The sequence below is a fragment of the Sutcliffiella cohnii genome (assembly GCF_002250055.1).
GTDB classification, from domain to species: Bacteria; Bacillota; Bacilli; order Bacillales; family Bacillaceae_I; genus Sutcliffiella; species Sutcliffiella cohnii.
In genome coordinates this window covers 2,794,469-2,818,705 of the sequence record NZ_CP018866.1, presented here as the reverse complement: position 1 = coordinate 2,818,705, position 24,237 = coordinate 2,794,469, and the positions used below count along the sequence as shown (strand labels likewise).

The 24,237-nt window shown below is 36.3% G+C and carries 28 protein-coding genes, 1 pseudogene and 1 riboswitch; of the genes and pseudogenes, 27 read left to right on the top strand and 2 right to left on the bottom strand.

What is annotated here, in order from left to right:
• Window positions 1-255 precede the first annotated feature (255 nt).
• The 15 genes from deoB (at window position 256) to lysA (ending at window position 13,510) form a co-directional block, all read left to right on the top strand.
• Complete coding sequence (gene deoB, locus BC6307_RS14055; RefSeq protein ID WP_066414554.1) at window positions 256-1,443, top strand: phosphopentomutase; 1,188 nt, start codon at window positions 256-258, stop codon at window positions 1,441-1,443.
• Between the two features lie 12 nt (window positions 1,444-1,455).
• Window positions 1,456-2,271, top strand: a complete 816-nt coding sequence (locus BC6307_RS14050) for a purine-nucleoside phosphorylase (protein WP_066414556.1) — start codon at window positions 1,456-1,458, stop codon at window positions 2,269-2,271.
• Between the two features lie 88 nt (window positions 2,272-2,359).
• Complete coding sequence (locus tag BC6307_RS14045) at window positions 2,360-3,661, top strand: pyrimidine-nucleoside phosphorylase (RefSeq protein ID WP_066414558.1); 1,302 nt, start codon at window positions 2,360-2,362, stop codon at window positions 3,659-3,661.
• Between the two features lie 244 nt (window positions 3,662-3,905).
• Window positions 3,906-5,072 carry a D-alanyl-D-alanine carboxypeptidase family protein gene (locus BC6307_RS14040; protein WP_066414561.1) on the top strand — a complete coding sequence of 389 codons (1,167 nt, stop codon included), beginning with the start codon at window positions 3,906-3,908 and terminating at the stop codon, window positions 5,070-5,072.
• Window positions 5,073-5,183: 111 nt separating this feature from the next.
• The gene (spoIIAA, locus tag BC6307_RS14035) at window positions 5,184-5,534 is read left to right on the top strand and encodes an anti-sigma F factor antagonist (RefSeq protein ID WP_066414563.1); all 351 of its coding nucleotides are present in this window, start codon (window positions 5,184-5,186) and stop codon (window positions 5,532-5,534) included.
• On the top strand, window positions 5,534-5,974 hold the full coding sequence (spoIIAB, locus tag BC6307_RS14030) for an anti-sigma F factor (protein WP_066414571.1): 441 nt from the start codon (window positions 5,534-5,536) through the stop codon (window positions 5,972-5,974). Before spoIIAA ends, spoIIAB begins: the two co-directional genes overlap by 1 nt.
• Before the next feature lie 13 nt (window positions 5,975-5,987).
• The gene (gene sigF, locus BC6307_RS14025; protein ID WP_066414574.1) at window positions 5,988-6,746 is read left to right on the top strand and encodes an RNA polymerase sporulation sigma factor SigF; all 759 of its coding nucleotides are present in this window, start codon (window positions 5,988-5,990) and stop codon (window positions 6,744-6,746) included.
• A 433-nt stretch (window positions 6,747-7,179) separates the two neighbouring features.
• The gene (locus BC6307_RS14020) at window positions 7,180-7,800 is read left to right on the top strand and encodes a stage V sporulation protein AA (protein ID WP_066421728.1); all 621 of its coding nucleotides are present in this window, start codon (window positions 7,180-7,182) and stop codon (window positions 7,798-7,800) included.
• Entirely contained in the window at window positions 7,790-8,212 is a 423-nt protein-coding gene (locus BC6307_RS14015) for a stage V sporulation protein AB (RefSeq protein ID WP_066421737.1), read from the top strand. The genes BC6307_RS14020 and BC6307_RS14015 overlap by 11 nt, the downstream gene beginning before the upstream one ends.
• Window positions 8,213-8,224: 12 nt before the next feature.
• Window positions 8,225-8,677 (top strand): stage V sporulation protein AC, encoded by a 453-nt coding sequence (gene spoVAC, locus BC6307_RS14010; protein ID WP_066421739.1) that lies wholly within the window; start codon window positions 8,225-8,227, stop codon window positions 8,675-8,677.
• An 18-nt stretch (window positions 8,678-8,695) separates the two neighbouring features.
• Complete coding sequence (spoVAD, locus tag BC6307_RS14005; protein WP_066421741.1) at window positions 8,696-9,706, top strand: stage V sporulation protein AD; 1,011 nt, start codon at window positions 8,696-8,698, stop codon at window positions 9,704-9,706.
• 3 nt (window positions 9,707-9,709) lie between these two features.
• Window positions 9,710-10,060 (top strand): stage V sporulation protein AE, encoded by a 351-nt coding sequence (gene spoVAE / locus BC6307_RS14000; RefSeq protein ID WP_066421743.1) that lies wholly within the window; start codon window positions 9,710-9,712, stop codon window positions 10,058-10,060.
• A gap of 6 nt (window positions 10,061-10,066) precedes the next feature.
• Window positions 10,067-10,675, top strand: a complete 609-nt coding sequence (gene spoVAEA / locus BC6307_RS13995) for a stage V sporulation protein SpoVABEA (RefSeq protein WP_066421752.1) — start codon at window positions 10,067-10,069, stop codon at window positions 10,673-10,675.
• On the top strand, window positions 10,626-12,098 hold the full coding sequence (locus BC6307_RS13990) for a spore germination protein (protein WP_066421754.1): 1,473 nt from the start codon (window positions 10,626-10,628) through the stop codon (window positions 12,096-12,098). Before spoVAEA ends, BC6307_RS13990 begins: the two co-directional genes overlap by 50 nt.
• A gap of 107 nt (window positions 12,099-12,205) precedes the next feature.
• The gene (gene lysA, locus BC6307_RS13985) at window positions 12,206-13,510 is read left to right on the top strand and encodes a diaminopimelate decarboxylase (RefSeq protein WP_066421756.1); all 1,305 of its coding nucleotides are present in this window, start codon (window positions 12,206-12,208) and stop codon (window positions 13,508-13,510) included.
• Window positions 13,511-14,026: 516 nt separating this feature from the next.
• On the opposite strand, the pseudogene BC6307_RS13980 reads toward lysA, so the two are convergent.
• Window positions 14,027-14,200: pseudogene (locus tag BC6307_RS13980) on the bottom strand (asparagine synthase).
• A 174-nt stretch (window positions 14,201-14,374) separates the two neighbouring features.
• Between BC6307_RS13980 and BC6307_RS13975 the strand changes: the two are divergent.
• The 6 genes from BC6307_RS13975 (at window position 14,375) to BC6307_RS13950 (ending at window position 19,361) form a co-directional block, all read left to right on the top strand.
• Complete coding sequence (locus BC6307_RS13975; RefSeq protein ID WP_066418631.1) at window positions 14,375-14,812, top strand: peptidylprolyl isomerase; 438 nt, start codon at window positions 14,375-14,377, stop codon at window positions 14,810-14,812.
• A 266-nt stretch (window positions 14,813-15,078) separates the two neighbouring features.
• A riboswitch (FMN riboswitch) is annotated at window positions 15,079-15,228 on the top strand.
• A 139-nt stretch (window positions 15,229-15,367) separates the two neighbouring features.
• Window positions 15,368-16,465 (top strand): bifunctional diaminohydroxyphosphoribosylaminopyrimidine deaminase/5-amino-6-(5-phosphoribosylamino)uracil reductase RibD, encoded by a 1,098-nt coding sequence (ribD, locus tag BC6307_RS13970; RefSeq protein ID WP_066418625.1) that lies wholly within the window; start codon window positions 15,368-15,370, stop codon window positions 16,463-16,465.
• Between the two features lie 3 nt (window positions 16,466-16,468).
• Window positions 16,469-17,122 carry a riboflavin synthase gene (gene ribE / locus BC6307_RS13965; protein ID WP_066418622.1) on the top strand — a complete coding sequence of 218 codons (654 nt, stop codon included), beginning with the start codon at window positions 16,469-16,471 and terminating at the stop codon, window positions 17,120-17,122.
• A 13-nt stretch (window positions 17,123-17,135) separates the two neighbouring features.
• On the top strand, window positions 17,136-18,338 hold the full coding sequence (locus tag BC6307_RS13960; protein ID WP_066418617.1) for a bifunctional 3,4-dihydroxy-2-butanone-4-phosphate synthase/GTP cyclohydrolase II: 1,203 nt from the start codon (window positions 17,136-17,138) through the stop codon (window positions 18,336-18,338).
• Between the two features lie 66 nt (window positions 18,339-18,404).
• Window positions 18,405-18,869 (top strand): 6,7-dimethyl-8-ribityllumazine synthase, encoded by a 465-nt coding sequence (gene ribH, locus BC6307_RS13955; protein ID WP_066418615.1) that lies wholly within the window; start codon window positions 18,405-18,407, stop codon window positions 18,867-18,869.
• Between the two features lie 147 nt (window positions 18,870-19,016).
• Window positions 19,017-19,361: a GNAT family N-acetyltransferase gene (locus tag BC6307_RS13950; RefSeq protein ID WP_066418609.1), complete on the top strand. Its 345-nt coding sequence runs from the start codon at window positions 19,017-19,019 to the stop codon at window positions 19,359-19,361.
• 71 nt (window positions 19,362-19,432) lie between these two features.
• Here the strand turns inward: BC6307_RS13950 and BC6307_RS13945 are convergent, their stop codons facing one another.
• Entirely contained in the window at window positions 19,433-19,954 is a 522-nt protein-coding gene (locus tag BC6307_RS13945) for a DUF309 domain-containing protein (protein ID WP_066418607.1), read from the bottom strand.
• A 178-nt stretch (window positions 19,955-20,132) separates the two neighbouring features.
• Here BC6307_RS13945 and BC6307_RS13940 point away from each other — a divergent pair, with 178 nt between their 5' ends.
• The 6 genes from BC6307_RS13940 to BC6307_RS13915 all read left to right on the top strand — a co-directional run bounded on the left by BC6307_RS13940 (window position 20,133) and on the right by BC6307_RS13915 (window position 24,007).
• A complete protein-coding gene (locus tag BC6307_RS13940; protein WP_066418605.1) occupies window positions 20,133-20,909 on the top strand; it encodes a segregation/condensation protein A in 777 nt (258 codons plus the stop codon).
• Window positions 20,896-21,477: an SMC-Scp complex subunit ScpB gene (gene scpB, locus BC6307_RS13935; RefSeq protein ID WP_066418603.1), complete on the top strand. Its 582-nt coding sequence runs from the start codon at window positions 20,896-20,898 to the stop codon at window positions 21,475-21,477. The genes BC6307_RS13940 and scpB overlap by 14 nt, the downstream gene beginning before the upstream one ends.
• Before the next feature lie 69 nt (window positions 21,478-21,546).
• On the top strand, window positions 21,547-21,975 hold the full coding sequence (locus BC6307_RS13930) for a hypothetical protein (RefSeq protein ID WP_066418601.1): 429 nt from the start codon (window positions 21,547-21,549) through the stop codon (window positions 21,973-21,975).
• A 73-nt stretch (window positions 21,976-22,048) separates the two neighbouring features.
• Entirely contained in the window at window positions 22,049-22,537 is a 489-nt protein-coding gene (locus BC6307_RS13925; RefSeq protein WP_174522383.1) for a YpuI family protein, read from the top strand.
• Between the two features lie 185 nt (window positions 22,538-22,722).
• Window positions 22,723-23,031, top strand: a complete 309-nt coding sequence (locus BC6307_RS13920) for a hypothetical protein (protein ID WP_066418598.1) — start codon at window positions 22,723-22,725, stop codon at window positions 23,029-23,031.
• A gap of 85 nt (window positions 23,032-23,116) precedes the next feature.
• Entirely contained in the window at window positions 23,117-24,007 is an 891-nt protein-coding gene (locus tag BC6307_RS13915) for a superoxide dismutase (RefSeq protein ID WP_094366321.1), read from the top strand.
• Window positions 24,008-24,237: the final 230 nt, after the last annotated feature.

Sequence of the window (24,237 nt, the reverse complement as noted above, 5' to 3'; positions counted from 1 at the left end):
AGGAACGGCCTAATTTTTTTATAGAATCTATTGTTTAAGGGTCAGAAAAAAATAACACTAGGACACTATTATTTCACAAAAAATTCATTGCATATATGAAAGCGCTTGTTTATACTTGTTACTATCAGAGGTCAGACTTCTGACTTTTTCAGTCCGTTATAATGTTGGTTAATGTGAATGAAAGAGGGAAAAATACAATACATATTAGTACTAAACACTTATACAACGGCTTTTTTATAACTAGGAGGTTTTTATATGAGTTCTTATACATATAAACGTGTATTTTTAGTAGTAATGGATTCTGTAGGGATTGGAGAAGCACCGGACGCGGAAAAGTTTGGTGATACAGGATCCGATACGTTAGGTTCTATTACGGAACATTTAAACGGTTTACATATGCCTAATATGGCGAAATTAGGGCTAAGCAATATTCGTGAGCTAAAAGGAATTGAAAAAGCAGAAAAACCTTTAGCTTTTTATACAAAAATGGAAGAAGCGTCAGTAGGTAAAGATACGATGACTGGTCATTGGGAAATTATGGGGTTATACATTGATACACCTTTCCGTGTGTTCCCTGAAGGGTTTCCGAAAGAATTATTAGATGAAATAGAAAAAAGATCAGGTCGTAAAATTATCGGAAATAAACCTGCTTCTGGAACAGAGATTTTAGACGAATTAGGTAGTGAACATATGGAGACAGGTGCTCTAATCGTTTATACATCAGCAGACTCTGTTCTTCAAATTGCTGCTCATGAAGAAGTGGTGCCTTTAGATGAACTATATGATATTTGTGAAATGGCACGCGAATTAACACTAGATGAAAAATATATGGTAGGTCGTATTATTGCTCGTCCGTTTATCGGGACACCAGGCGATTTTAAACGCACAGCAAACCGTCATGATTATGCATTAAAGCCATTTGATCGTACCGTTATGAATGAATTGAAAGATAGCGGTTTTGATTGTATTTCAATTGGTAAAATTGCAGATATTTATGATGGTGAAGGAATAACGGAGTCACTGAGAACAGTATCTAACATGGACGGAATGGATAAATTAGTTCAAACATCCGGGATGAACTTTACAGGGTTAAGTTTCTTAAATCTTGTAGATTTTGATGCAGTGTATGGACATCGTAGAGATCCAGAAGGTTATGGAAAAGCGTTAGAAGAATTTGATGCCCGTCTACCAGAAGTATTGAATAAACTTAATGAAGATGATTTATTAATCATTACAGCTGACCATGGAAATGACCCAACGTTTCCAGGAACAGATCATACGAGAGAATATGTGCCTTTACTAGTTTATTCACCATCCATGACAGATGGTGGCAAAGAGTTAGAAATACGCAAAACATTTGCAGACGTTGGAGCAACTGTTGCGGATAACTTTAATGTAAAAGCACCAAAATTCGGTAAAAGTTTTTTACAACAATTGAAATAGGGGGAAATTCAAATGACAATGGAGAAAATACAAAACTCAGCAAATTATATTAAATCAAAAATCGGAGTTAATCCGAAAATCGGTCTAATTTTAGGTTCTGGTCTAGGAGTTTTAGCAGAAGAAATTAATAATGCAACGACGATCCCTTACAGTGAAATTCCAGATTTTCCTGTTTCAACTGTTGAGGGACATGCTGGACAACTTGTGATCGGAGAATTAGAAGGGAAAACGGTTATAGCTATGCAAGGGCGTTTTCACTTTTATGAAGGATATTCGATGGAAAAAGTAACATTCCCAGTACGCGTGATGAAATTGTTAGGTGTGGAACAATTAATTGTAACGAACGCTGCAGGTGGAGTGAATGAATCATTTAACGCTGGTGATTTAATGCTTATTACAGATCATTTAAATATGATGGGGACAAATCCATTAATCGGACCGAATGATAGTAATTTTGGCGATCGTTTTCCAGATATGTCTACTGCATATTGTAAAGAGTTACGATCCGTTGCAAAAGGGGTTGCTAGTAAGCTAAACATTCCACTTCAAGAAGGAGTATACGCTGGTAATACAGGGCCAACTTATGAGACACCTGCAGAAGTACGTATGCTTCGTACGTTAGGAGCGGATGCGGTCGGTATGTCAACTGTACCAGAAGTAATTGTCGCTAGACATAGTGGATTAAAAGTATTAGGTATTTCTTGTATTTCCAATATGGCAGCTGGAATTTTAGATCAACCTTTAACACATGATGAAGTGATGGAAACGACAGAAAAAGTCCGTGAGAATTTCTTATCATTTGTAAAGTCCATTATTCAAGAGATGTAACTAGCAAGACAAGTACACACTATGACGGGCTGAAAAACTTTAAAGTTCAGCCAACCATTATAAAGAGATAAAGAAGAGGTGCTCTAACATGAGAATGGTAGACTTAATCGAGAAAAAAAGAGACGGAAAAACATTAACATCTGATGAAATCAACTTTATTGTTAAAGGTTTTACAGACGGTTCTATCCCAGATTATCAAATGAGCTCGTTTTCAATGGCTGTGTTTTTTCAAGGTATGACAGACCAAGAGCGTGCAGATTTAACGATGGCTATGGTTCAATCTGGTGATACGATTGACCTTTCCGCAATTGAAGGAATCAAAGTAGATAAGCATAGTACAGGTGGTGTAGGTGATACAACAACACTTGTGTTAGCACCTTTAGTAGCTGCTGTAGGTGTTCCAGTTGCAAAGATGTCTGGTCGTGGTTTAGGACATACAGGTGGTACAATTGATAAATTGGAGTCCGTAGCAGGTTTCCACGTTGAAATAGACAATAATCAATTTATCGAATTAGTAAATAAAAATAAAGTAGCAGTTATCGGACAAAGTGGTAATTTAACACCTGCAGATAAAAAGCTGTATGCATTACGGGATGTTACAGCTACTGTAAATAGCATACCGCTCATCGCTAGTTCTATTATGAGTAAAAAAATCGCAGCTGGTGCAGATGCTATCGTTTTAGACGTTAAAACTGGTGCTGGTGCTTTTATGAAAGACCTAGAAGAGTCGAAGAAACTAGCTCGTGCAATGGTAGATATCGGTAATAACGTTGGTCGTCGTACAATGGCTGTTATTTCAGATATGAGTCAGCCTCTAGGGTATGCAATAGGCAATGCTTTAGAAGTTAAAGAAGCAATTGACACGCTTCGTGGAGAAGGACCGAAAGACTTAGAAGAGCTATGTTTAACATTAGGTAGTTACATGGTTTACTTAGCTGAAAAAGCTTCAAGCATAGAAGAGGCACGTACTAAGTTGGAAGAAGTAATTCGTTCAGGAGCAGCACTTGAGACTTTAAAAACATTCTTAAGTGCTCAAGGTGGCGATGCTTCTGTTGTTGACAATCCTGAAAATCTTCCACAAGCAAAATATATAATGGAATTAGAAGCGAAAGAAGATGGCGTCGTTTCTGAAATTGTAGCGGACTCTATCGGTACGGCAGCAATGCTGTTAGGTGCAGGTCGTGCAACGAAAGATTCTGAAATAGACTTAGCAGTTGGAATTGTATTGCGCAAAAAAATTGGTGATCAAGTGAAAATAGGTGAATCGTTAGCAACTATTCATAGCAATCATGAAAATATTGAAGAAGTGAAAGAAAAGATTTACGAAAGCATGAAAATAGTTAGCGGAGACGTTACTGTACCGCCATTAGTATACGATAAAGTAGAATAACTGACTCGATCAAACACGTCACTATTGTGGCGTGTTTTTATTAAGGTTGAAAACGTAAACTAGTACACTTTTGTCTCTATTCCCCACTAATAAGTCTACAAATCTATAGGAAATCATACACAACCCCCACATTTATCAAAAATGTACTTTTCCTTCAAAAAAGTTTATTTTCTCAAAACCTTTGTTTAAAACTTATATTTTTGGAAAATATAACAATTATGGACATAGATTGGAGGTTTTTAAGGTGAAAAAGTTTTTTGTAGCAATTGTATCAATCATTTTTACATTTTCCGCGTTCGGAACAATCGTTTCTGCGGAAGAATCTGGTGTTCAATTAGTAGATACCGCAAAATCTGCCATGTTAATTGAACGGGATACAGGGCAAGTTCTTTTTGAGAAAAATGGGAATGAAAAGCTTCCTCCAGCAAGCATGACGAAGATTATGACAATGCTCCTCATTATGGAGGCAATCGATAAAGGAGAATTGACTTGGGATGAAAAAATTCGAACAAGTGAGCATGCAGCTTCAATGGGGGGCTCACAAATCTTTTTAGAGCCAGGTGAAGAAATGACAACAGATGAAATGGTAAGAGGAATTGCTATTGCATCTGGAAACGATGCGTCTGTTGCCATGGCCGAAAGAATTGCCGGTTCCGAAGAAGCATTCGTTCAACTTATGAATGACAAAGTTAAAGAGCTTGGATTAAAAGATACGAAGTTTCAAAATCCAACGGGCCTACCTGCGAAGGAACATTATAGTACTGCATACGATATGGCTATTATAGCGAAAGAATTATTAAAGTATGAAGATATTACAAAATATACTGGAAAATACGAAGACTATTTAAGAGAAAATACGGACAAGAAATTTTGGCTAGTTAATACGAATCGTCTTGTTAAATTTTATCCAGGTGTCGATGGGCTTAAAACTGGATTTACACAAGAAGCTAAATATTGTTTAACAGCTACTGCGAAAAAGGATGATATGCGTGTAATAGCCGTAGTTTTTGGAGCACCAACACCGAAAGATCGCAATGCACAAATATCCAAAATGTTAGATTTTGCATTTACGCAGTATAAAACTCATCCAATGTTTGATAGAAACGAAGCTGTAGCAAAAGTGAAAGTTAGTAAAGGTAGTAAAAAAGAGATTGACGCGGTAACTTCTGAGCCAATTTCTATGTTAACAAAAAAATCCGAAACTGTAGATGATGTCATTCAAGAAATAAAAATAAATGAAAAAATTCAAGCACCTGTTAAAAAAGGTGACCCAGTTGGTACTATTACATTGAAAAAAGGAGATGAAATTGTCTCTGAGAGTGAGTTAGTAGCTGGGGAAGATAGCCCAGCGGCATCATGGTGGAAATTATTTAAAAGAACAATGGGGCAGTTTACGAAAGTGAATGATTGACGAAGAACCATTTCTTTTAGCGAAATGACACTAGTTTTGTCATCGAGGCAGGATTTCACTAAATAAAAATAGAAATGACTCACTGACTAGAACTACAAGGAGGAACGTGCAGTGAGTCTTTCCATTGATTTAGAAGTGAAACAAAATGTTTTATGTATTCGTTTAGCTGGTGAATTGGATCATCATACAGCAGAGGAGCTACGGGAAAGAGCGACCGAGGTTATTGAAAACCATTCGATTACGGACATTGTATTAAATTTAGAACAGTTAGCTTTTATGGACAGTTCAGGACTAGGGGTAATTTTAGGTAGATATAAACAAATTAAAAGCATAGGTGGAGAAATGGTTGTATGTTCTATTTCTCCTGCTGTAAAACGTTTATTTGAAATGAGTGGATTGTTTAAAATTATTCGTTTGGAAGAAAGTGAACTAAATGCACTTCAGAAATTGGGGGTGGCGTAATGAAAAATGAAATGCACCTTCAATTTTCAGCAGTGAGTCAAAACGAATCATTTGCAAGGGTCACAGTCGCAGCATTTATTATGCAACTTGATCCTACAATGGATGAATTAACAGAAATTAAAACAGTAGTTTCCGAGGCAGTAACGAATGCTATTATTCACGGATACAACAGTAATCCGAATGAACATGTGTATATTTCCGTTCAATTAGAAGACGGTGCTGTACATATTACAATTAAAGATACTGGAATTGGTATTCAGGATATCGAGGAAGCTAGGCAGCCGTTGTTTACGACAAAACCAGAATTAGAACGTTCAGGTATGGGATTTACGATAATGGAAAACTTTATGGATTTAGTAGAAGTACACTCAACTAGAGAAACAGGCACCACAATCCAAATGACAAAATATTTAACAAAGAGCAAAGCACTTTGCAATTAAGGAGTTCATGCTTATGGATGTGGAGGTCAAGAAAGAGAAAGCGCAACCGTATTTAACCGATCATGAAGTAAAAGATTTAATTAAGAAGAGTCAAACTGGTGATCAAGATGCTAGAGATTTAATTGTCTCTAAAAATATGAGACTTGTTTGGTCTGTCGTTCAACGATTTTTAAACCGAGGCTATGAGCCGGATGATTTATTCCAAATTGGATGTATCGGGTTGTTGAAATCTGTTGATAAATTCGATTTATCCTATGATGTTAAGTTTTCAACGTATGCTGTTCCAATGATTATTGGTGAAATTCAGCGTTTTATTCGAGATGATGGAAGTGTAAAGGTTAGTCGCTCACTAAAAGAAGTAGCAAATAAAATTAGAAAAGCAAAAGACGAACTTTCCAAAAATTTAGGCCGAGCTCCAACCGTTAATGAAATATCGGAACACCTTGAGATTACTCCAGAAGAAGTCATTCTGGCTCAAGAAGCAGCTCGCGCCCCAACATCTATTCATGAAACAGTATATGAAAATGATGGTGATCCTATTACATTGCTTGATCAAATTGCTGATAATAATGAACATCGTTGGTTTGATAAAATTGCATTACGGGAAGCAATTGAAGACTTAGACGAACGAGAAAAACTAATTGTATATTTACGGTATTATAAAGATCAAACGCAAACGGAAGTCGCTCAACGTTTAGGGATATCACAAGTTCAAGTTTCTAGGCTGGAAAAGAAAATATTATCTCAAATGAAGGATCGTATGGATGAGTAATCCATACGATCTTTTTTTGTATTTTTAAAGGTGGACCTAAGCGAGCCCCTTCTGCACTTCACTTTTTCTCTTGTACGAAAAGTATCATCAGCTTAACTAAGTTCGCTGTGATTCCTTTATTTCCTGTGGAAAAGCTCCAGTTTGATGGACCTGAACGAGCCACCTGCACTTTTCTTGTCTAGCTCCGGGCGTTAGCGGCTAACAAACTTCCCAGTCCGTCTGTACGATAAGTCAACATCGCCTCTCTGTCGTTCGCCGTGTTTCCTATATCTCCTACCGGACTGCTCCAGTTTGTACGCCGCTGATCGAACGCCCTCCGCTTTTAGGTTTGTTAATTTTTGGTGGAAGAGTTTCCTTTGCATGGTAATGTGACCAACAATCCATACTACATATACAGGACAGTTTTTTTAGTATCGTAGGGGAGATGGAAGGCATGGATAATACAGTTTATATTCGTCTACGTCATAAAATTCAAGCCAAGCCTAATCAGCAAATAAAAGTAGGAGATATTGCACAAATTGTAGCAAACGAGCAAATTGCAAACGAAATAAAACCAATTATTCTACATCAATTGAATATGGCAGATCAATCTATTGTTGTAATAGATCTAATCCATGTTGTGAAAGAAATTAGAAAAGTGAATAGCCATTTTGATATCGAGACAATTGGACCAAGTCAAACGATTGTAGAAGTATTGTATAAAAAAAGGAAGTTTAGACCAGCATTATTTTTCGGTGTATGGCTACTACTATTTTTCGGTGCATCATTAACGATTATGAACTTTCATGAAGATGTAAGTATGAGAGAAGTGCATCAGCGTTTATTCAAATCCATTACTGGTTTAGCGGATGATCATCCATTACTTCTACAAATCCCTTATTCCATCGGTCTTGGATTAGGGATGATTTTGTTTTTTAACCATGTTTTTCGGAAACGTTTAAACGAAGAGCCAAGTCCACTTGAAGTTGAAATGTTTAACTATCAACAAGACTTAGATCACTACGTAATCATGCATGAAAATAAAGAAAGTATAAAGAAGATAAATGACGATTAATATCATTTTTGTCATATTTTTAGGACTTTCAGGTGGCCTCGCAGTAGGGGCGGGCTTTGTAGCATTTTTAACCGTACTAGGTATTATTCCGCGACTTACGCAATTATCTAAAACAGAAAATTCGGTAAGAGCTTACGAGTGGAGTGTTATTCTAGGTGCTTTGTTTGGAAGTTGGATTTCCTTACATGATGTCGAGCTTAATTTGTCTATCTTCTATACTGCCCCTATAGGGTTGTTGTGCGGGTTATTCGTTGGCATGGTTGCTGCTGCATTAACTGAAGTATTGAACGTTCTTCCGATTTTAGCAAAGCGAATAGGTATTGACGGTAAAATTACGTTTCTCATCATGGCTTTAGTATTTGGGAAGATTGTAGGTTCACTTTATCAATGGCTCATTTATGTAAATTTATAGGGAGGGATGTAAATGCCATCCAAACTAAAAGATAATTACCAAGCAGATATAAAAAAATTCCAGCCGAAACCACCATATGTTGTCAACTGCGTAAAGGCTTTTTTAATCGGCGGCTTAATTTGTACGTTCGGACAATTAATCCAGAACTTTTATATTTATAATTTTAACTTTACCCAACAAACAGCTGGAAATCCCACTGTGGCAACGCTCATTTTAATAGCGGCCTTGCTAACGGGTTTCGGAATTTATGATAAAATTGGACAATTTGCCGGTGCAGGATCGGCTGTACCCGTAACCGGCTTTGCGAATTCGATGACGAGTGCAGCACTTGAACATAAAACTGAAGGTATCGTGTTAGGTATCGCTACTAATATGTTCAAGTTGGCTGGTAGCGTTATTGTTTTTGGAGTTGTAGCAGCATATGTTTTAGGAATTATTAGATATTTATTAACATCCACATTTTAATAAAAAGGAGGATTACTCATGAGGTTAATTGGTAAACAAACATGGGTTTATGAAAATCCTATTTATATCACTTCAACTGGAACTGCAGTAGGTCCAAAAGAGGCTGCTGGTCCATTAGGAAAATTATTCGATCATACTCATGATGATCTTCATTGCGGAGAAGAAAATTGGGAGTTAGCAGAAAGGCGTCTTATGGAGCAGTCTATAAACTCTTGCCTAAATAAAGTGAACTTAACCTATCAAGATATTGACCTTTTTTTAGCTGGAGATTTATTAAACCAAAATGTTACAGCGAATTATACCGCAAGGCATAATCAAATTCCGTTTTTATGTATGTTTGGAGCATGCTCCACCTCAATGGAAACGTTAGCTGTTTCAGCAGCTCTAGTTGATGGTGGTTTCGCTAATCGAGCACTAGCTTCAACGAGTAGCCATAATGCAACGGCCGAAAGACAATTCCGGTATCCTACAGAATATGGTGGACAAAAACCGGATTCTGCAACCTTTACTGTTACTGGCGCAGGCACAGCGCTAGTGTCGAAAGAAAAAGGTCCAGTCAAAATTACAAAGGCTACCATTGGAAGAGTAGTCGATTTAGGTATTACGGATCCGTTTGATATGGGCTCCGCAATGGCACCCGCTGCAGCAGATACGATTCAAACTCATTTGCAAGACCTTCAAGTAAAACCAGAAGAGTACGATTTAATTTTAACTGGAGACTTATCTGGTGTTGGGAGTCCGATATTAAAAGAACTTTTAATGGAAGAAAGCTACGATATTACAGTTAGGCATAATGATTGTGGATTAATGGTTTTTCGTCCAGATCAAAATGTTTTTGCAGGTGGTAGTGGATGTGCGTGTTCGGCAGTAGTTACATATGCGCATATTATTAATGAATTGAAATCAGGTAATTTAAATAAGGTGTTCGTAGTTGCTACTGGGGCATTATTGAACCCAACTTTAATACAACAAAAGGAATCAATCCCGACGATAGCACACGGTGTAGTACTTGAAAGGGTGGACGCTTAAAAAATGGAATATGTTGTTGCATTCGTTGTTGGTGGAACTATTTGTATTATTGGTCAATTATTAATGGATCTTTTTAAGCTAACACCAGCGCATGTAATGAGTAGTTTCGTAGTTGCTGGTGCTGTATTAGACGTATTTGGCCTGTACGATCGATTAATTGATTTTGCTGGAGCGGGGGCTACTGTTCCAATTACAAGCTTTGGACATTCACTACTACATGGAGCTATGGAACAAGCCGAAAAACATGGCTTTATTGGAATAGGTATCGGAATTTTTGAGTTAACATCCGCAGGTATTTCAGCTGCAATTCTGTTTGCATTTATTGTTGCACTTATTTTTCAACCGAAAGGATAATCTTATATGGGAAAACGAAGGGTCATACTCGTAACAGATGGAGATGAATATGCAAAAAAAACAATTCAATACGTTGCGAAATTTTATGGGGGACGATGTATTTCGAGCTCATTCGGTAATCCGACGAAGTTATGTGGAGAAGAAATCGTTGCGTTAATCCATCAAGCTCCATATGACCCTGTGTTTGTTATGTTTGATGATAGTGGTTTTTTAGGTGAGGGATTTGGTGAAAAAGCGTTGAAATATGTCGCTAATGATCCTTCTATTGAAGTGTTAGGTATTATAGCTGTTGCATCAAAAACACATGATTCAGAGTGGGCTAAAGTTGATATAACGGTAGATAGATTTGGAGAAGTAAGTCCTTATGGTGTAGATAAAAGTGGTATACAAGAAATGGATATTGGAAGAATAAATGGTGATACAATTTACTGTTTAGATGAATTAAATGTTCCGATTATCGTTGGAGTTGGAGATATTGGAAAAATGGCTCGAATTGATGATGTGAAGAATGGGGCACCAGTAACGAAAAAGGCAGTAGAAATTATTCTAGAGAGGAGTGGCTACGATGTCTCAAAATGGAACAAACATGAAGCCGATATCACCGACACTTTCTGAAAATGAGCAGTTTTTTAAAGAACGAGTAGGTCTTGGTGACAGCTTTGACTTAGGCATGCGTAAAATACATATTTTAAATAAAGAAATAAATATTTATTATGTAAATGGGCTGTGTGATACACAATTTATTATTGAGATAATGGAATCGTTACTGCATCTCAACGATGTGGAACGTAAGTCTTCAAAAGTTCCAGCATTAATAGAGAATCGATTAGTTCATCAACAAGTTGAAAATATAGAAAAATTAGATGAAGCTGTCGATCAAGTATTAAGTGGCCTAATTGTCATTTTTGTTGAGGGTGAAGACACAGCTTTTGTTGTAGATACACGTTCTTATCCAGGTCGTAATCCTGAAGAACCGGACACAGAAAAGGTTGTTCGTGGAGCTAGGGACGGTTATGTTGAAAATATTATCGTTAACACAGCGTTAACTAGACGTAGAATTAGAGATGAGCGACTCCGTAATGAAATTTTACAAATAGGCGAGCGTTCCAAAACAGATATTTGTATTTCGTACATAAAAGATATTGCGGATCCGGATTTAATTGATATAGTCCGTAAAGAAATAAAGGCCATTGATATTGATGGAATTACGATGGCGGATAAAACGGTAGAAGAATTTCTTGTTAAACAGGGGTACAATCCATTCCCGTTAGTTAGATATACAGAGAGACCGGATATCGCTGCTACTCACTTATTAGAAGGACATGTATTAATTATGGTAGATACTTCACCGAGTGTTATTATTACTCCTACTACTTTTTTTCATCATGTTCAACACGTTGAAGAGTATCGTCAATCACCAACAGTCGGTACATTTGTTCGTTGGGTAAGGTTTTTAGGTATTTTAGCATCGATCTTTTTGCTACCTTTTTGGTTCTTACTTGTATTAGAACCAACACTCTTACCAGACCCATTAGCATTTATAGGACCTTCTGAACAATCGAACATCCCAATTATTGTACAAATTTTTGCAGCAGATATAGGTATTGAATTTTTGCGAATGGCAGCAATTCATACCCCGACCGCACTATCAACCGCAATGGGTTTAATTGCAGCCGTATTAATTGGTCAAATTGCTATAGATGTTGGACTATTTGTACCTGAAGTTATTTTATATGTATCATTAGCTGCTGTTGGATCGTTTACAACACCTAGCTATGAATTAAGTGTAGCCAATAAAATTGCAAGACTCGTTTTATTAATATTAGTAGCTATATTCCATACTGTAGGATTTGTAGTCGGTTCAACTATATTTATAATTATTTTAGCTGGTATAAGATCACTAAACACACCATACTTATGGCCGTTTATTCCGTTTAGCCCTAAAGCGTTAATGATGATATTAGTAAGAAGAGCAGTCCCTGGCTCAAAAGTTAGACCAAATATCACTCATCCCCGTAATCGCCAACGCCAAACATAATTGGTGAGAATAGACCTTGATACATGTGCTTTAGTATGATAAATTTATTTTAATTTAAAAAGAACAAGCGTGATAATACTCTAATTAGTAGAATAGGGGAATAAAGTATGTTTTTTCATGGTACTAGTACAGTAAACAATCAAGGTCATTTAGTTATTGGTGGAGTTGATACAATTGAACTCGCTAAACAATATGGAACGCCTCTATATGTTTATGATGTCGAGCTTATTCGTTCAAGAGCACGCCAATTCCGTAATACATTTCAAAATTTAGGAGTTAAAGCACAAGTAGCTTATGCGAGTAAAGCTTTTTCATCCATTGCAATGGTTCAATTAGCTGCAGAAGAAAATTTATCATTAGATGTTGTTTCTAATGGGGAACTATACACAGCTTTACAAGCAGGTTTTCCTGTTGAACGCATTCATTTCCACGGGAATAATAAAAGTTATGAAGAGTTAGTAATGGCTGTAGAAAATAAAATAGGGTGTGTAGTAGTGGATAATTTTTATGAACTTTCCTTACTACAAACAATTTGTCGGGAACATTCTTATTCCATGCCTATATTGTTACGAGTGACGCCTGGAATCGAGGCGCACACTCATGATTATATTTTAACTGGGCAGGAAGATTCTAAGTTTGGATTCGATATCCAGAGCGGACAGGCATTCGAAGCGATGAAGCAAGCTGAAGAAGCAGAAAACTTAGAACTATTAGGGATTCATTGTCATATCGGTTCGCAAATTTTTGAAACTACTGGATTTAAGCTTGCTGCTGAAAAACTGTTCGCAACATTGAAAGAGTGGAAAGAGCTAACAGGTTTTATGGCAAGTGTAGTAAATCTTGGTGGTGGATTTGGCATCCGTTATACAAGTGAAGATGACCCAATCCCTGTTTCTGTTTATGTAGAAGAAATAATTGCTGATGTACAGCAACATGTAAAAAATTTCAATTTGGAAATGCCTGAAATCTGGATTGAACCTGGACGTTCTCTTGTAGGAGATGCTGGGACAACTATTTATTCTGTAGGTTCAAAAAAAGAAATTCCTAACGTTCGAAATTACTTGTCCATTGATGGTGGTATGAGTGATAATATACGCCCAGCATTGTACCAAGCGAAGTATGAGGGAGTTCTAGCTAACAGAGTAAAGGATGAAGTGGAAGAAACAGTTTCCATTGCAGGTAAATGCTGTGAATCAGGTGATATGCTAATTTGGGACTTACCTTTACCGAGAGCGAATCATGAAGACTATTTGGCTGTATTTTGTACAGGAGCTTACGGTTATGCGATGGCGAATAATTACAATAGAATTACAAAGCCAGCAGTAGTTTTTGTGGAAAATGGCAATGCTCAACTAGTTGTGAAACGTGAAACGTTAGAAGACTTAACCCGTTTAGACTTACCTTTAAAATAAGTGCAAAAAGCCTCATTCATGATTAATGGATGAGGCTTTATTGTCGTTTGGGAAATTATACAAGTGGAAAGTTGTGGGTAACTACTAACTTTGAGTTGCTACGTCTAGCTCCTTTGGAAAAGGCCCTCGAGACATAAGTCAGTCACTTCCGGTGGACAAAGAGCGTCCACCTGCAGCGCCGCACCTTTCTTGTCGGGCCAGAGCGAGCCGCCTCCGCTTTTGTGTCTAGCTTTGGCGCTTAGGCCCTATCAAACTTCCTGTTCCGTCCGTACGATAAGTCAACATCGGCTCCTCCGTCGCCGTGTTTCCTTTATCACAACCGTAACAGTCCAGTTTGTACGGGCCTGAACGAAGCGCCTCCGCTTTTGTTCTGTGCGTTAAATCTAAAACCTGCGCTTTTGGAACGTCTAGCTTCGGGCGCTAGCGGCTCGAGGTCACAAGTCAATCCGTCCAGAAGGCCTTCTAGCCGGCTCGCCTTGTGCTTGTCGCCGCTGAACGAGCGCCCTCCGCATTTGTTTAACGTCGATGTTCGTATAAATCAATGGCACCTAAAACGATGTGTGCTAAACCGAAACCAAATATAGTATTTGCAACCATTTTGTTAGACCCTCGTCTCTACTTTAAGGCATAACCAGTAGCTGTTACTGCTGAACCTAACACAGTCGGAATTAAACCTTCGCGAACATTCATCATAGAAAGCCCTCCACATCGAAGTTAGTTGGTGTAGAAGCCACCAATACTTAATATCTCCCCATATTCATCACCTATGTATCAAAATCGTTTAAGAATGTTGGATTATCATACTCAAATATAGTAAAATAAGACCGTTACGTACTTAAAAAGAAATTTAGGAGGCTTATACATATGAAAAAAGCTAGTATTTTAATGGAAAATGGTGAAACGATTAAAATTGATCTTTTCCCAAATGAGGCACCAAAAACTGTCGAAAATTTTGAAAAGCTTGCAAAGGAAGGCTATTATGATGGATTAACATTTCACCGTGTAATTCCTGGTTTCGTTTCTCAAGGTGGTTGCCCACATGGTACTGGTACAGGTGGTCCTGGTTATACTATTCCTTGTGAGACAGAAGGGAACCCTCATAAACACGCACCAGGTTCATTATCTATGGCGCATGCTGGAAAAAATACAGGTGGAAGTCAATTTTTCATCGTACATGAATCTCAACCTCATTTAGATGGAGTGCATACTGTTTTCGGTCAAGTGACAGAAGGTTTAGAAACAGCACTTAAAATGAGAAATGGCGATGTAATGAAAGAAGTTAAAGTTTGGGACGAGGAATAAAGCTTTAACCATTTTCGGAGGTAAAATAGTGCAAAGAGCAAATTGGATATTGTTTTGGACTCTTCTTCTATTAGGACTTGGATGGGGATTTATTTACTGGTTATTTATTGTGTAACAAAAAAGGCGGCTTTGAGTCGCTTTTTTGTTTACATAAAAATATCAGAAATAATTGTTTTAATAAACTATTTTGAAAAGATTTTTTTAAACAGGACTAATTTGTTTTCATTTCAAAGTAATTTATGCTAATATAATAATAATTTCATATTAATATCCTTCGGGGGTGGGTGGAAATCCCTACCGGCGGTGATGAAACCTATTTGTTTCTTAGTCCGTGACCCAATTTTTTCTTGAAAAAATTGGTGGATCTGGTGAAAATCCAGAGCCGACAGTTAAAGTCTGGATGGGAGAAGGATGATGGACATTTCAGTTAAGTGAAAAAAATAGCACTTTAACTGATCTATTTGTCATGGACATTTTTATCTCTCTCAACATTTCGCCCTCTTGGATTTTATTCCAAGAGGGCTTTATTTTTTTAAAAAAATAGGTGGTGTTCTGATGAACGATGTACATTATATGAAGCTTGCCATATCTTTAGCTTCATCAGCGAAAGGGCAAACATCACCAAATCCTATTGTAGGTTCCGTCGTTGTAAAAAATGGTGAAATTGTTGGATTTGGTGCTCATTTAAAAGCAGGAGAGCCGCATGCAGAAGTACACGCATTAAAAATGGCAGGTGATAAAGCGGAAGGTGCGACTGTATATGTAACGTTAGAGCCTTGTAGCCATTACGGTAAAACGCCTCCATGTGCTGAACTATTAATCGAAAAAAAAGTTAGTCGCGTTGTGATTGCGAGTGTAGATCCTAACCCACTTGTAGCAGGTAAAGGGATTAAAATGTTGAAGGACGCTGGGATTATTGTTGAAGCAGGTGTCGAGGAAGAGAGTGCTCTTGCCTTAAATGAAGTATTCTTTCACTATATCCAAACAAACCGTCCCTTCGTCACATTAAAAACTGGGGTAAGTTTAGATGGTAAAACGGCGACTGTTACCGGTGAAAGTAAATGGATTACAAGTCCAGAAGCAAGATTAGATGCTCACGAGTACCGTCACCAGCATGATGCTATTTTAGTAGGAGTTGGGACAGTTAAAGGGGATGACCCGAGTTTAACAACCCGTCTACCTGCTGGTGGTAAAAATCCAATTAGGATTATACTGGATAATCATTTGAATACTCCTCTAAGCGCTAAAGTTGTTAATGATAAGGAAGCACCTACGTGGATAGTGACAAGTAACACTGTTGCAAAAGAGAAATTAGAACTTTTTCAAAACAAGCCAGTTGAAATTATTTCGTTGCCTACCGAGAAGGTTGAAATAGACTTGCTACTCGAGGAGCTTGGGTCTCGGAAAATAACTTCCCTGTTCGTAGAAGGGGGAGCAACGGTAAATGGTAGCTTTGTTCAAGCGAATGCCGTAAATCAATTTGTAACATATATAGCACCAAAACTTATTGGCGGTAAGTTGGCACCAACTTCTGTTGGGGGACTAGGAATAGAGTCAATGGACGATATTGTTCAATTACAAATAAATGAAGTAAAACAAATTGGATCAGATGTAAAGATAGTTGCCGTACCGCTTCGTAATAAGGAGGTCTAACTTATGTTTACTGGAATAATTGAAGAGATAGGCACAATTAAAAAAATGACCCGCGGTCAAGAAGCGATCGTCCTTTCCATAGAGGCGAAAAAAATACTAGAAGATGTCCAACTAGGAGACAGTATTAGTGTAAACGGTGTATGTTTAACAGTAACTTCTTTCCAAACGAACGAATTTACTGTAGATGTAATGCCAGAAACAGTTCGTGCAACATCACTACAAAAACTTGGAAATGGTTCAAAAGTTAACTTAGAAAGGGCCATGCAAGCAAAAGGCCGTTTCGGTGGACATTTTGTAAGTGGGCATGTTGATGGTTTAGGAACAATTATAAAAAAAGAACCTGTTTCTAATGCTATATATTACACAATTGAAGTTAGTGAAAATTTGCATTCATACATGATGCTAAAAGGTTCCGTAACGGTCGATGGAACGAGCTTGACGATATTTGATGTTGGAACTAACACATTTACGATATCATTGATTCCACATACGTTAAGTGAAACAATTATTGGTGCAAAAGGTAAGGGAGATATCGTTAATATAGAGTGCGATATGCTCGCAAAATATATAGAACATTTTCTTCATAATAGAAATAGTTATAACGTACGAAAAAGCAATATAACTACTTCGTTTTTAGAGGAGCACGGCTATAAATAGGAGGTTCGTATGTATGAGTGAAAATTTCCATTCTATTGAAGAGGCATTAGAAGATTTAAAAAATGGAAAAGTTATCATCGTAGTAGATGATGAAGACCGTGAAAATGAAGGTGATTTTGTGTCTCTGGCAGAGTACACAACACCAGAAGTTATTAACTTTATGGCTACGCACGGTCGTGGATTAATCTGTGTTCCAGTATCAGAAGAAATAGCGGAAAAGTTAAATTTAGTACCGATGGTGACTCATAATACAGATCCGCACGGGACAGCATTTACTGTTAGTATTGATCATAAAACAACAACAACTGGAATTAGCGCGTTTGAACGATCTACCACCGTGTTAGAAATTCTTTCACCAGAGGCAAAAGCTTCTGATTTTAAACGTCCCGGTCATATATTTCCATTAGTAGCTAAAAGTGGTGGAGTTCTTCGACGTGCTGGTCATACGGAAGCTGCCGTAGATTTAGCGCTATTATGTGGTAGCCAACCTGCTGGAGTTATTTGTGAAATCATGAATGAAGATGGTACGATGGCTAGAGTACCTGAGTTACAAAAGATTTCTAAAGCATACGATTTGAAAATGATCACGATTAAAGATTTAATCCAATATCGCAATCAAAAAGATAAATTAATTAAAAGAGAAGTAGAAATAAATTTACCTACCGAGTTTGGTGATTTCAAAGCAATCGGGTACTCCAACATTATTGACGGTAAAGAGCATGTAGCGCTAGTAAAAGGTGAAATTAGTGCAGATGAACCTACTATGGTGCGTGTTCACTCTGAATGCTTAACTGGTGATGTTTTCGGTTCAAACCGTTGTGATTGTGGCCCTCAATTGCATGCAGCACTTTCACAAATTGAAAAAGAAGGAAAAGGAATTCTTCTTTATATGAGGCAAGAAGGAAGAGGCATCGGCTTATTAAATAAACTGCGTGCTTACAAATTGCAAGAAGAAGGATACGACACAGTTGAAGCGAATGAAAAACTAGGGTTTGCTCCGGACCTTCGTGATTATGGTATTGGAGCCCAAATATTACGAGACTTAGGTGTAGTGAAAATGAATTTATTAACTAACAACCCTCGTAAAATAACGGGATTAAAAGGATACGGGTTAGAAGTTGTAGAAAGAATACCAATTCAAATCCAAACTAACAACGATAATGAAAATTACTTGAAAACGAAGCATAGCAAACTAGGTCATATGCTTCATTTTTAAACATGGTATTTGAAAGATGTACTAGTAAATAAATTAAAATTTAATAACTATTTGGAGGAATATAAAATGAGTAAAATTTTTGAAGGAAATGTAGTAGGATCAGGCTTAAAAATTGCGATCGTTGTAGGGAGATTCAATGAGTTTATTACGGGCAAGTTATTAGACGGTGCTCAAGATGCTTTAAAAAGACACGGAGTAGCACAAGAAGATGTAGATGTTGCTTGGGTACCTGGAGCATTCGAAATCCCTTTAGTAGCAAAAAAATTAGCAGATTCTAAAAAATATGATGCGGTAATTACGCTCGGTACTGTCATTCGTGGTGCTACTCCTCACTTTGATTTCGTATGTAATGAAACTGCAAAAGGAGTTGCCGCTGCATCATTACAATCTGGTATACCAGTAATCTTTGGTGTCATTACGACAGAAACAATTGAACAAGCGATTGAGAGAGCTGGTACGAAAGCTGGAAATAAAGGATGGGAAGCTGCTGCATCTGCAATTGAGATGGCTAATTTATTAAGACAAATATAGTAAATTGTTAAAAAGGGTATACAATACCTCTTTAATTGGTTAAAATGTATATTTAGTAGTGTACATGTAAAATAATATGGCATATACTATAACCAATAACTGGATATTCACATAAAATGGAAGCTAACCAATAAAGAGGGATATTTTATGTTAATTAAATATAAGAAAACATATGAAAAAATTGCAATGGGGCTAATGTCTTTTATGCCAACAGAAAAAGACTTGAAGCAGCTTCAGCAAACAATGAAAGAATATGAAGAAAATGATGATTGGCAACTCTATCTTTGGAAAGAAGAGGATGTTATCGGTGTTATTGGCACGGTAGATAAAGAAGATATAATGGAAATACAGCATATTAGTGTTAACCCATCACACCGACATCAAGGTATAGGCAAAAAAATGGTTCATGCCCTTAAAGAGGCATGCCCTTTGAAACAAGTAAAAGCAAATGAGCACACAGCAGCTTTTATCGAACGTTGTGACTTAGATTAATAAGTAGGAATAAAACAGATTAGGTGTATAGTAAAAAGGTTCCTTTCCATCGGAGAGGAACCTTTTCTTTCTTAACTATTGTTTTTTCGTTTGTTTAATTCTTCTTTCCTAGTTTCTATCACATCTGAACGATCTCTTAAAGTATGCTTATTTACTAAAAATTCGTTTGATAAATCGCTTGCTCTACCCCAACTAAGGTTTTGTTTTTCCGCCATCTCGTTACAAATTTGCAATAAATTATCGTCTTTAATAGGTAAGTTAATGCTCTCGTATTGAATTTTATTTTCTATTTTTTGTAAATGTTCTCGTAAAGTTTCTATTAATAGCTTACTGTCGAGCCCGAGTTTTTCTATTTCTTTGCTTTTCTTTGATAAGTTTATAATAGCATTATTCATCATTTTTTTTGCCCCATTAAAGTTTCCGCGGCGGTGATGGTACAAAGAAACTGCAATTTGAATTAATCCCACCCAATGATCATCTCTACTATGATTTGGTTGCTCTTTCCAAAATTCTTCAAGTACTTCGTGACATTCGAAATAATCTCTTAAACAATGAAAGTAAAAAAGATATTCAGTATAATCTTTTGGATACAACTTGTTCATCTCCCTTTACATATAAAAATGGAATTTAGTGGATAAGAATACAGGTTATTCAGTACATATCCTTATATTATGTATACTTTATTTTACCATAACGGAATAATTACTATAAAATATGAATGGAATTGTTTATACTAATGTTTAGCGTACTAAGAAGACAAGGATGACAATGATGATAGAATATAATGTAAAAATTGATGCGTTTGAAGGCCCATTAGATTTATTATTACATTTAATAAATCGACTAGAAATAGATATATATGATATTCCTGTTGCGAAAATTACAGAACAATATTTACTATACATCCATGCGATGAAGGAATTACAGCTGGATGTAGCTAGTGAATATTTAGTTATGGCTGCAACATTGTTAGAAATAAAAAGTAAAATGCTTCTTCCGAAAAAAGAGGAAGAATTATTTGATAACGGCGAAGAGTTTACGGACTATGAAGAAGATCCTCGTGATGAGCTAATGAATAAACTAATTGAGTATAGAAAATATAAAGAAGCTGCGGAAGAGTTGAAGGAATTAGAGCAAGAACGGAATTATTATTATACAAAACCACCGAGTGATTTAAGCGAATTTACAAAATCAATAAGTACCGACGATATTAAACTAGATGTGTCTCTATACGATATGCTAGGTGCATTTCAAAAGCTATTAAAAAGAAAGAAATTGCAAAAACCGTTACAAACTAGAGTGACAAGACAGGAAATTCCAATAGAAAGACGTATGAGTGAATTACTTAATAACTTAAAGCGTGTTAAAGGAAAAACACATTTTTTTGATTTATTTCCTGAACCGAATAAAGAATACATCGTCGTTACTTTTTTAGCGATATTAGAATTGTTGAAAAAGAACGAGATTATTTTAGAACAACAAAATAACTTTGAAGATATTTATGTTTCGTACAATGAAAGAGGAAGTGGAATAATTGGAACTTATTAATTGGAAAGCGATATTAGAAGGCTTATTATTTGCTGCGGGAGATGAAGGACTTACGCTAAAACAAATAATGACTGTGTTAGAAGTGGATGAAGTAGTTGCTCAAAATATCATTCTTGAATTAAAGGATGAATATGAGAAGGAAAACAGAGGAATCCATTTAACAGTGTTGGCTGGAACGTATCAATTGACAACTAAAAAAGACCATGCCCCATATTTAAAAAGGTTAGTGGAAACACCTTCATCTACAAGTTTATCGCAAGCTGCTTTAGAAACGTTAGCAATTATCGCGTATAAACAACCTATAACTAGAGCTGAAATTGAAGATCTACGTGGGGTGAAAACGGAACGTCCGTTACAAACATTAGTTGCGAAAGCATTAATTAAAGAAGTAGGACGTTCAGAAGGAACTGGTAGAGCAATCCTCTACGGTACTACAAAGGAATTTTTAGAACATTTTGGACTAAAGGATTTGAAAGAATTACCAGAATTAAAATCACTGTCTGAAGAGGATGCAGAAATAGAAGCAGATCTTTTCTTCGAGAAGTTTCAAGAAACTTTCGATTCATGATTAAACTTATTGAAAATTATGATAAAATGATTATAATGTAAGATTTGACATAAGTTTAGGAGTGAAAACATGATTATTAAGGAATGTCGAGGTTTTGAATTAGAAAAAGCTAAGCCAAACACATCTGAAGATTTTTTTAATCAATCCGAGATAACGTTTATAGAAAACGGAACAGAAAAGAAGTTTAACGTATTGTATGTTCGTTATTTTGAAGAATCATTTTCACAAATCCTCTCTTTAGGGTATGAAAATAACCCTCTGTTTAAAGTTGGTGATAGAGAGGTCGAATTAAAAGATATTGTAGCTTTAACATGTTTAATTAAAAACCCTAGCTTTAAAGAGAGAAAAAGATTGTATATTAATACGAAGGAAGATTTTGCATCCTATTTTGAACAAGTTAATGTTCAAAAATTAAAAGAAGTGATAGAAGCAATTGAATTAAACGGTTCTTATACTGTTAAGTCTCCGTTATATTTTATTAATGAAGCAGTTTCATAATAAAAAAAGATTCATAGAAAGTATATTACATAAGTAAATATTACTATTATACTGTTTTGGAGGGTTTATATAAATGGCGAACTCGATAGTTAAGTCTCAAACACAACAGGTGGAGCGTTTCTTAATGGAAACAGTAGAAAACTTAAACACATTTTTAAATAATACAACAGTTCCTACGTTGCTAAAAGAAACGGAAGCTTCTCAACCATATGTGGAACTACTTTTGGCAAATATGAGACGTCTTGCTGTGTTTTGTGATGAAGGGCATCAAGCGTGTCGGGTCATAATAAAAGAAAATCCGTTTCGTAAGGCTGCAGCTGAAAAGATTTTATACTCGATTTATCATCAATGTATTGAAGAGTTCTTCTCTCCGAAAAATGATGCTTGGTACGAGGATAGTCGTGCTGCCTATACTGGAAAGAATGCGATAAAATTTCATGAAGCACCACCTGAATCAATCCAAAAGCTAGTACAAACATTAGAAAGTGGATTCCAAGCGATAAGAGAGGAATTAGAATACTACGAAACCGACTATCGAACAAAAATGATACAGAGTCAATAAATGCTAAAACACTTCTGCAGATTTGGGTAGAAGTGTTTTTTTACAGTTAAATAGATATTGATAGGTAGTATTGCTAAATGCAATCGTTTAATTAAATGGAATACATCTACGCTTTTGTAACGAGGCGAGGCTTTTTATTGTGCATGTAAAGATAGTTATATAGTTATTAAAGGAGTGTTAGATTTATGGATAGACTGAAACAAATGGAAAAAGTGGAGGTAGTGGAACAACTTAGTGTACTATTTTTTTTCGTTTTCATATTAGCTCTGAATTGGTACATAATTAAAAAAATGAAAGGTAAAAAGCAGTTCATATTATCTGGGGTGGCAATAATGCTATTATTAACTCCATTCATATATTTTTCATCAGCCATTACAATTGGAGTACTAGTGGGAGACGGATTTGCAGGTGGTGCAGGAGGCCTTATATTTGGCTTAATTACTTTCATTAACGGGGCTGCATACCTTGTTAAAGGATTAATACAAAAAACGTAAAAACTTTTTAGCAATAAATTAATTTATGAATAGCTTACCAATTTTCAACACTTAGAGCCTAGCCAATGCATAGTATATCGAGATGATGTTATTGGGAGGGGTAGCGTTGGATAAACAAATCCAAGAAACATATTTTCAATACCTAGATGATATTAAAGACTGGTGCAAAGAAATATTATTTACGAACGATGCAGCTAGAACGTGGTGGAGATCCGAAACCGAAAGATTATTAGACACCGTTCAAGAGCTACAGTATAAAGACATGATTTTCAGTGATGATATAGCATTAATCGAACATAAAGTAGAAGAAATTACGAATCAACTTCAATTAAATGTACAAGAAAGAAGAAGAAGTGACCAAGTACCAATAGGCGGACATAAATTGCCACCACTACCGTACAGCTATAACGCATTAGAACCTTATATTTCTAGAGAGATAATGGAACTTCATCATACAAAACACCATAAAAGCTATGTTGATGGTTTAAATAAAGCGGAATTAAAAATGAAAGAAGCCAGAGAAACAAATGATTTTGAATTAATAAAGCACTGGGAAAGAGAAGCTGCCTTCCATGGATCTGGACATTATTTACACACAATGTTTTGGGATAATATGTCCCCTAGAGGTGGAGGTCAACCGAGTGGCCCATTAATGAGAAAGATTACCGAGGATTTTGGTAGTTTTGAAAAGTTTAAAAAACATTTCACCGAAGCTGCTGACAAAGTGGAAGGCGTAGGTTGGGCTATTTTAGTGTGGGCACCAAGGCCAATAAGATTAGAAATATTACAAACTGAAAAACAACAACTATTTACCCAGTGGGACACAATACCATTACTAGGATTAGATGTATGGGAACATGCATACTACCTACAATATAAGGCTGATCGAAAGGATTATATTAATAATTGGTGGAATGTCGTTAATTGGAAAGATGTGGAGAGACGATATCAAGAAGCATCAAAAATACGTTGGTAAAAAGAAGGGGTTACTTGACTCCTTCTTTTTTTGTCGCTCCTAATAGGTTAACCTATACTATTCTCTTTGCTTTCACCTAATGGAATATTACATTATTCCTCTATGTTTTGTGTAAAAAATGTTCATATTGGGACATGTTATGCATAAACTTTGCTAGTAAGAAGACATTTCCTGTGGTGCGAAGCTAACAAAGTTTTGTTGTTTTAAACGAAAGGTAATTGAAGTGATCA

Coding starts and splice junctions, on each gene's coding strand:
- BC6307_RS13990 (WP_066421754.1), top strand. CDS start 10,626: ATGTCTCAAAATGGAACAAACATGAAGCCGATATCACCGACACTTTCT.
- spoVAD (WP_066421741.1), top strand. CDS start 8,696: ATGAGGTTAATTGGTAAACAAACATGGGTTTATGAAAATCCTATTTAT.
- spoVAEA (WP_066421752.1), top strand. CDS start 10,067: ATGGGAAAACGAAGGGTCATACTCGTAACAGATGGAGATGAATATGCA.
- BC6307_RS13930 (WP_066418601.1), top strand. CDS start 21,547: ATGATTATTAAGGAATGTCGAGGTTTTGAATTAGAAAAAGCTAAGCCA.
- spoVAE (WP_066421743.1), top strand. CDS start 9,710: ATGGAATATGTTGTTGCATTCGTTGTTGGTGGAACTATTTGTATTATT.
- BC6307_RS13950 (WP_066418609.1), top strand. CDS start 19,017: ATGTTAATTAAATATAAGAAAACATATGAAAAAATTGCAATGGGGCTA.
- lysA (WP_066421756.1), top strand. CDS start 12,206: ATGTTTTTTCATGGTACTAGTACAGTAAACAATCAAGGTCATTTAGTT.
- BC6307_RS13920 (WP_066418598.1), top strand. CDS start 22,723: ATGGATAGACTGAAACAAATGGAAAAAGTGGAGGTAGTGGAACAACTT.
- spoIIAB (WP_066414571.1), top strand. CDS start 5,534: ATGAAAAATGAAATGCACCTTCAATTTTCAGCAGTGAGTCAAAACGAA.
- spoVAC (WP_066421739.1), top strand. CDS start 8,225: ATGCCATCCAAACTAAAAGATAATTACCAAGCAGATATAAAAAAATTC.
- BC6307_RS13975 (WP_066418631.1), top strand. CDS start 14,375: ATGAAAAAAGCTAGTATTTTAATGGAAAATGGTGAAACGATTAAAATT.
- BC6307_RS14050 (WP_066414556.1), top strand. CDS start 1,456: ATGACAATGGAGAAAATACAAAACTCAGCAAATTATATTAAATCAAAA.
- BC6307_RS14020 (WP_066421728.1), top strand. CDS start 7,180: ATGGATAATACAGTTTATATTCGTCTACGTCATAAAATTCAAGCCAAG.
- deoB (WP_066414554.1), top strand. CDS start 256: ATGAGTTCTTATACATATAAACGTGTATTTTTAGTAGTAATGGATTCT.
- BC6307_RS13960 (WP_066418617.1), top strand. CDS start 17,136: ATGAGTGAAAATTTCCATTCTATTGAAGAGGCATTAGAAGATTTAAAA.
- BC6307_RS13915 (WP_094366321.1), top strand. CDS start 23,117: ATGTTATTGGGAGGGGTAGCGTTGGATAAACAAATCCAAGAAACATAT.
- BC6307_RS13925 (WP_174522383.1), top strand. CDS start 22,049: ATGGCGAACTCGATAGTTAAGTCTCAAACACAACAGGTGGAGCGTTTC.
- BC6307_RS13940 (WP_066418605.1), top strand. CDS start 20,133: ATGATAGAATATAATGTAAAAATTGATGCGTTTGAAGGCCCATTAGAT.
- BC6307_RS14015 (WP_066421737.1), top strand. CDS start 7,790: ATGACGATTAATATCATTTTTGTCATATTTTTAGGACTTTCAGGTGGC.
- BC6307_RS14045 (WP_066414558.1), top strand. CDS start 2,360: ATGAGAATGGTAGACTTAATCGAGAAAAAAAGAGACGGAAAAACATTA.
- ribD (WP_066418625.1), top strand. CDS start 15,368: ATGAACGATGTACATTATATGAAGCTTGCCATATCTTTAGCTTCATCA.
- sigF (WP_066414574.1), top strand. CDS start 5,988: ATGGATGTGGAGGTCAAGAAAGAGAAAGCGCAACCGTATTTAACCGAT.
- ribE (WP_066418622.1), top strand. CDS start 16,469: ATGTTTACTGGAATAATTGAAGAGATAGGCACAATTAAAAAAATGACC.
- ribH (WP_066418615.1), top strand. CDS start 18,405: ATGAGTAAAATTTTTGAAGGAAATGTAGTAGGATCAGGCTTAAAAATT.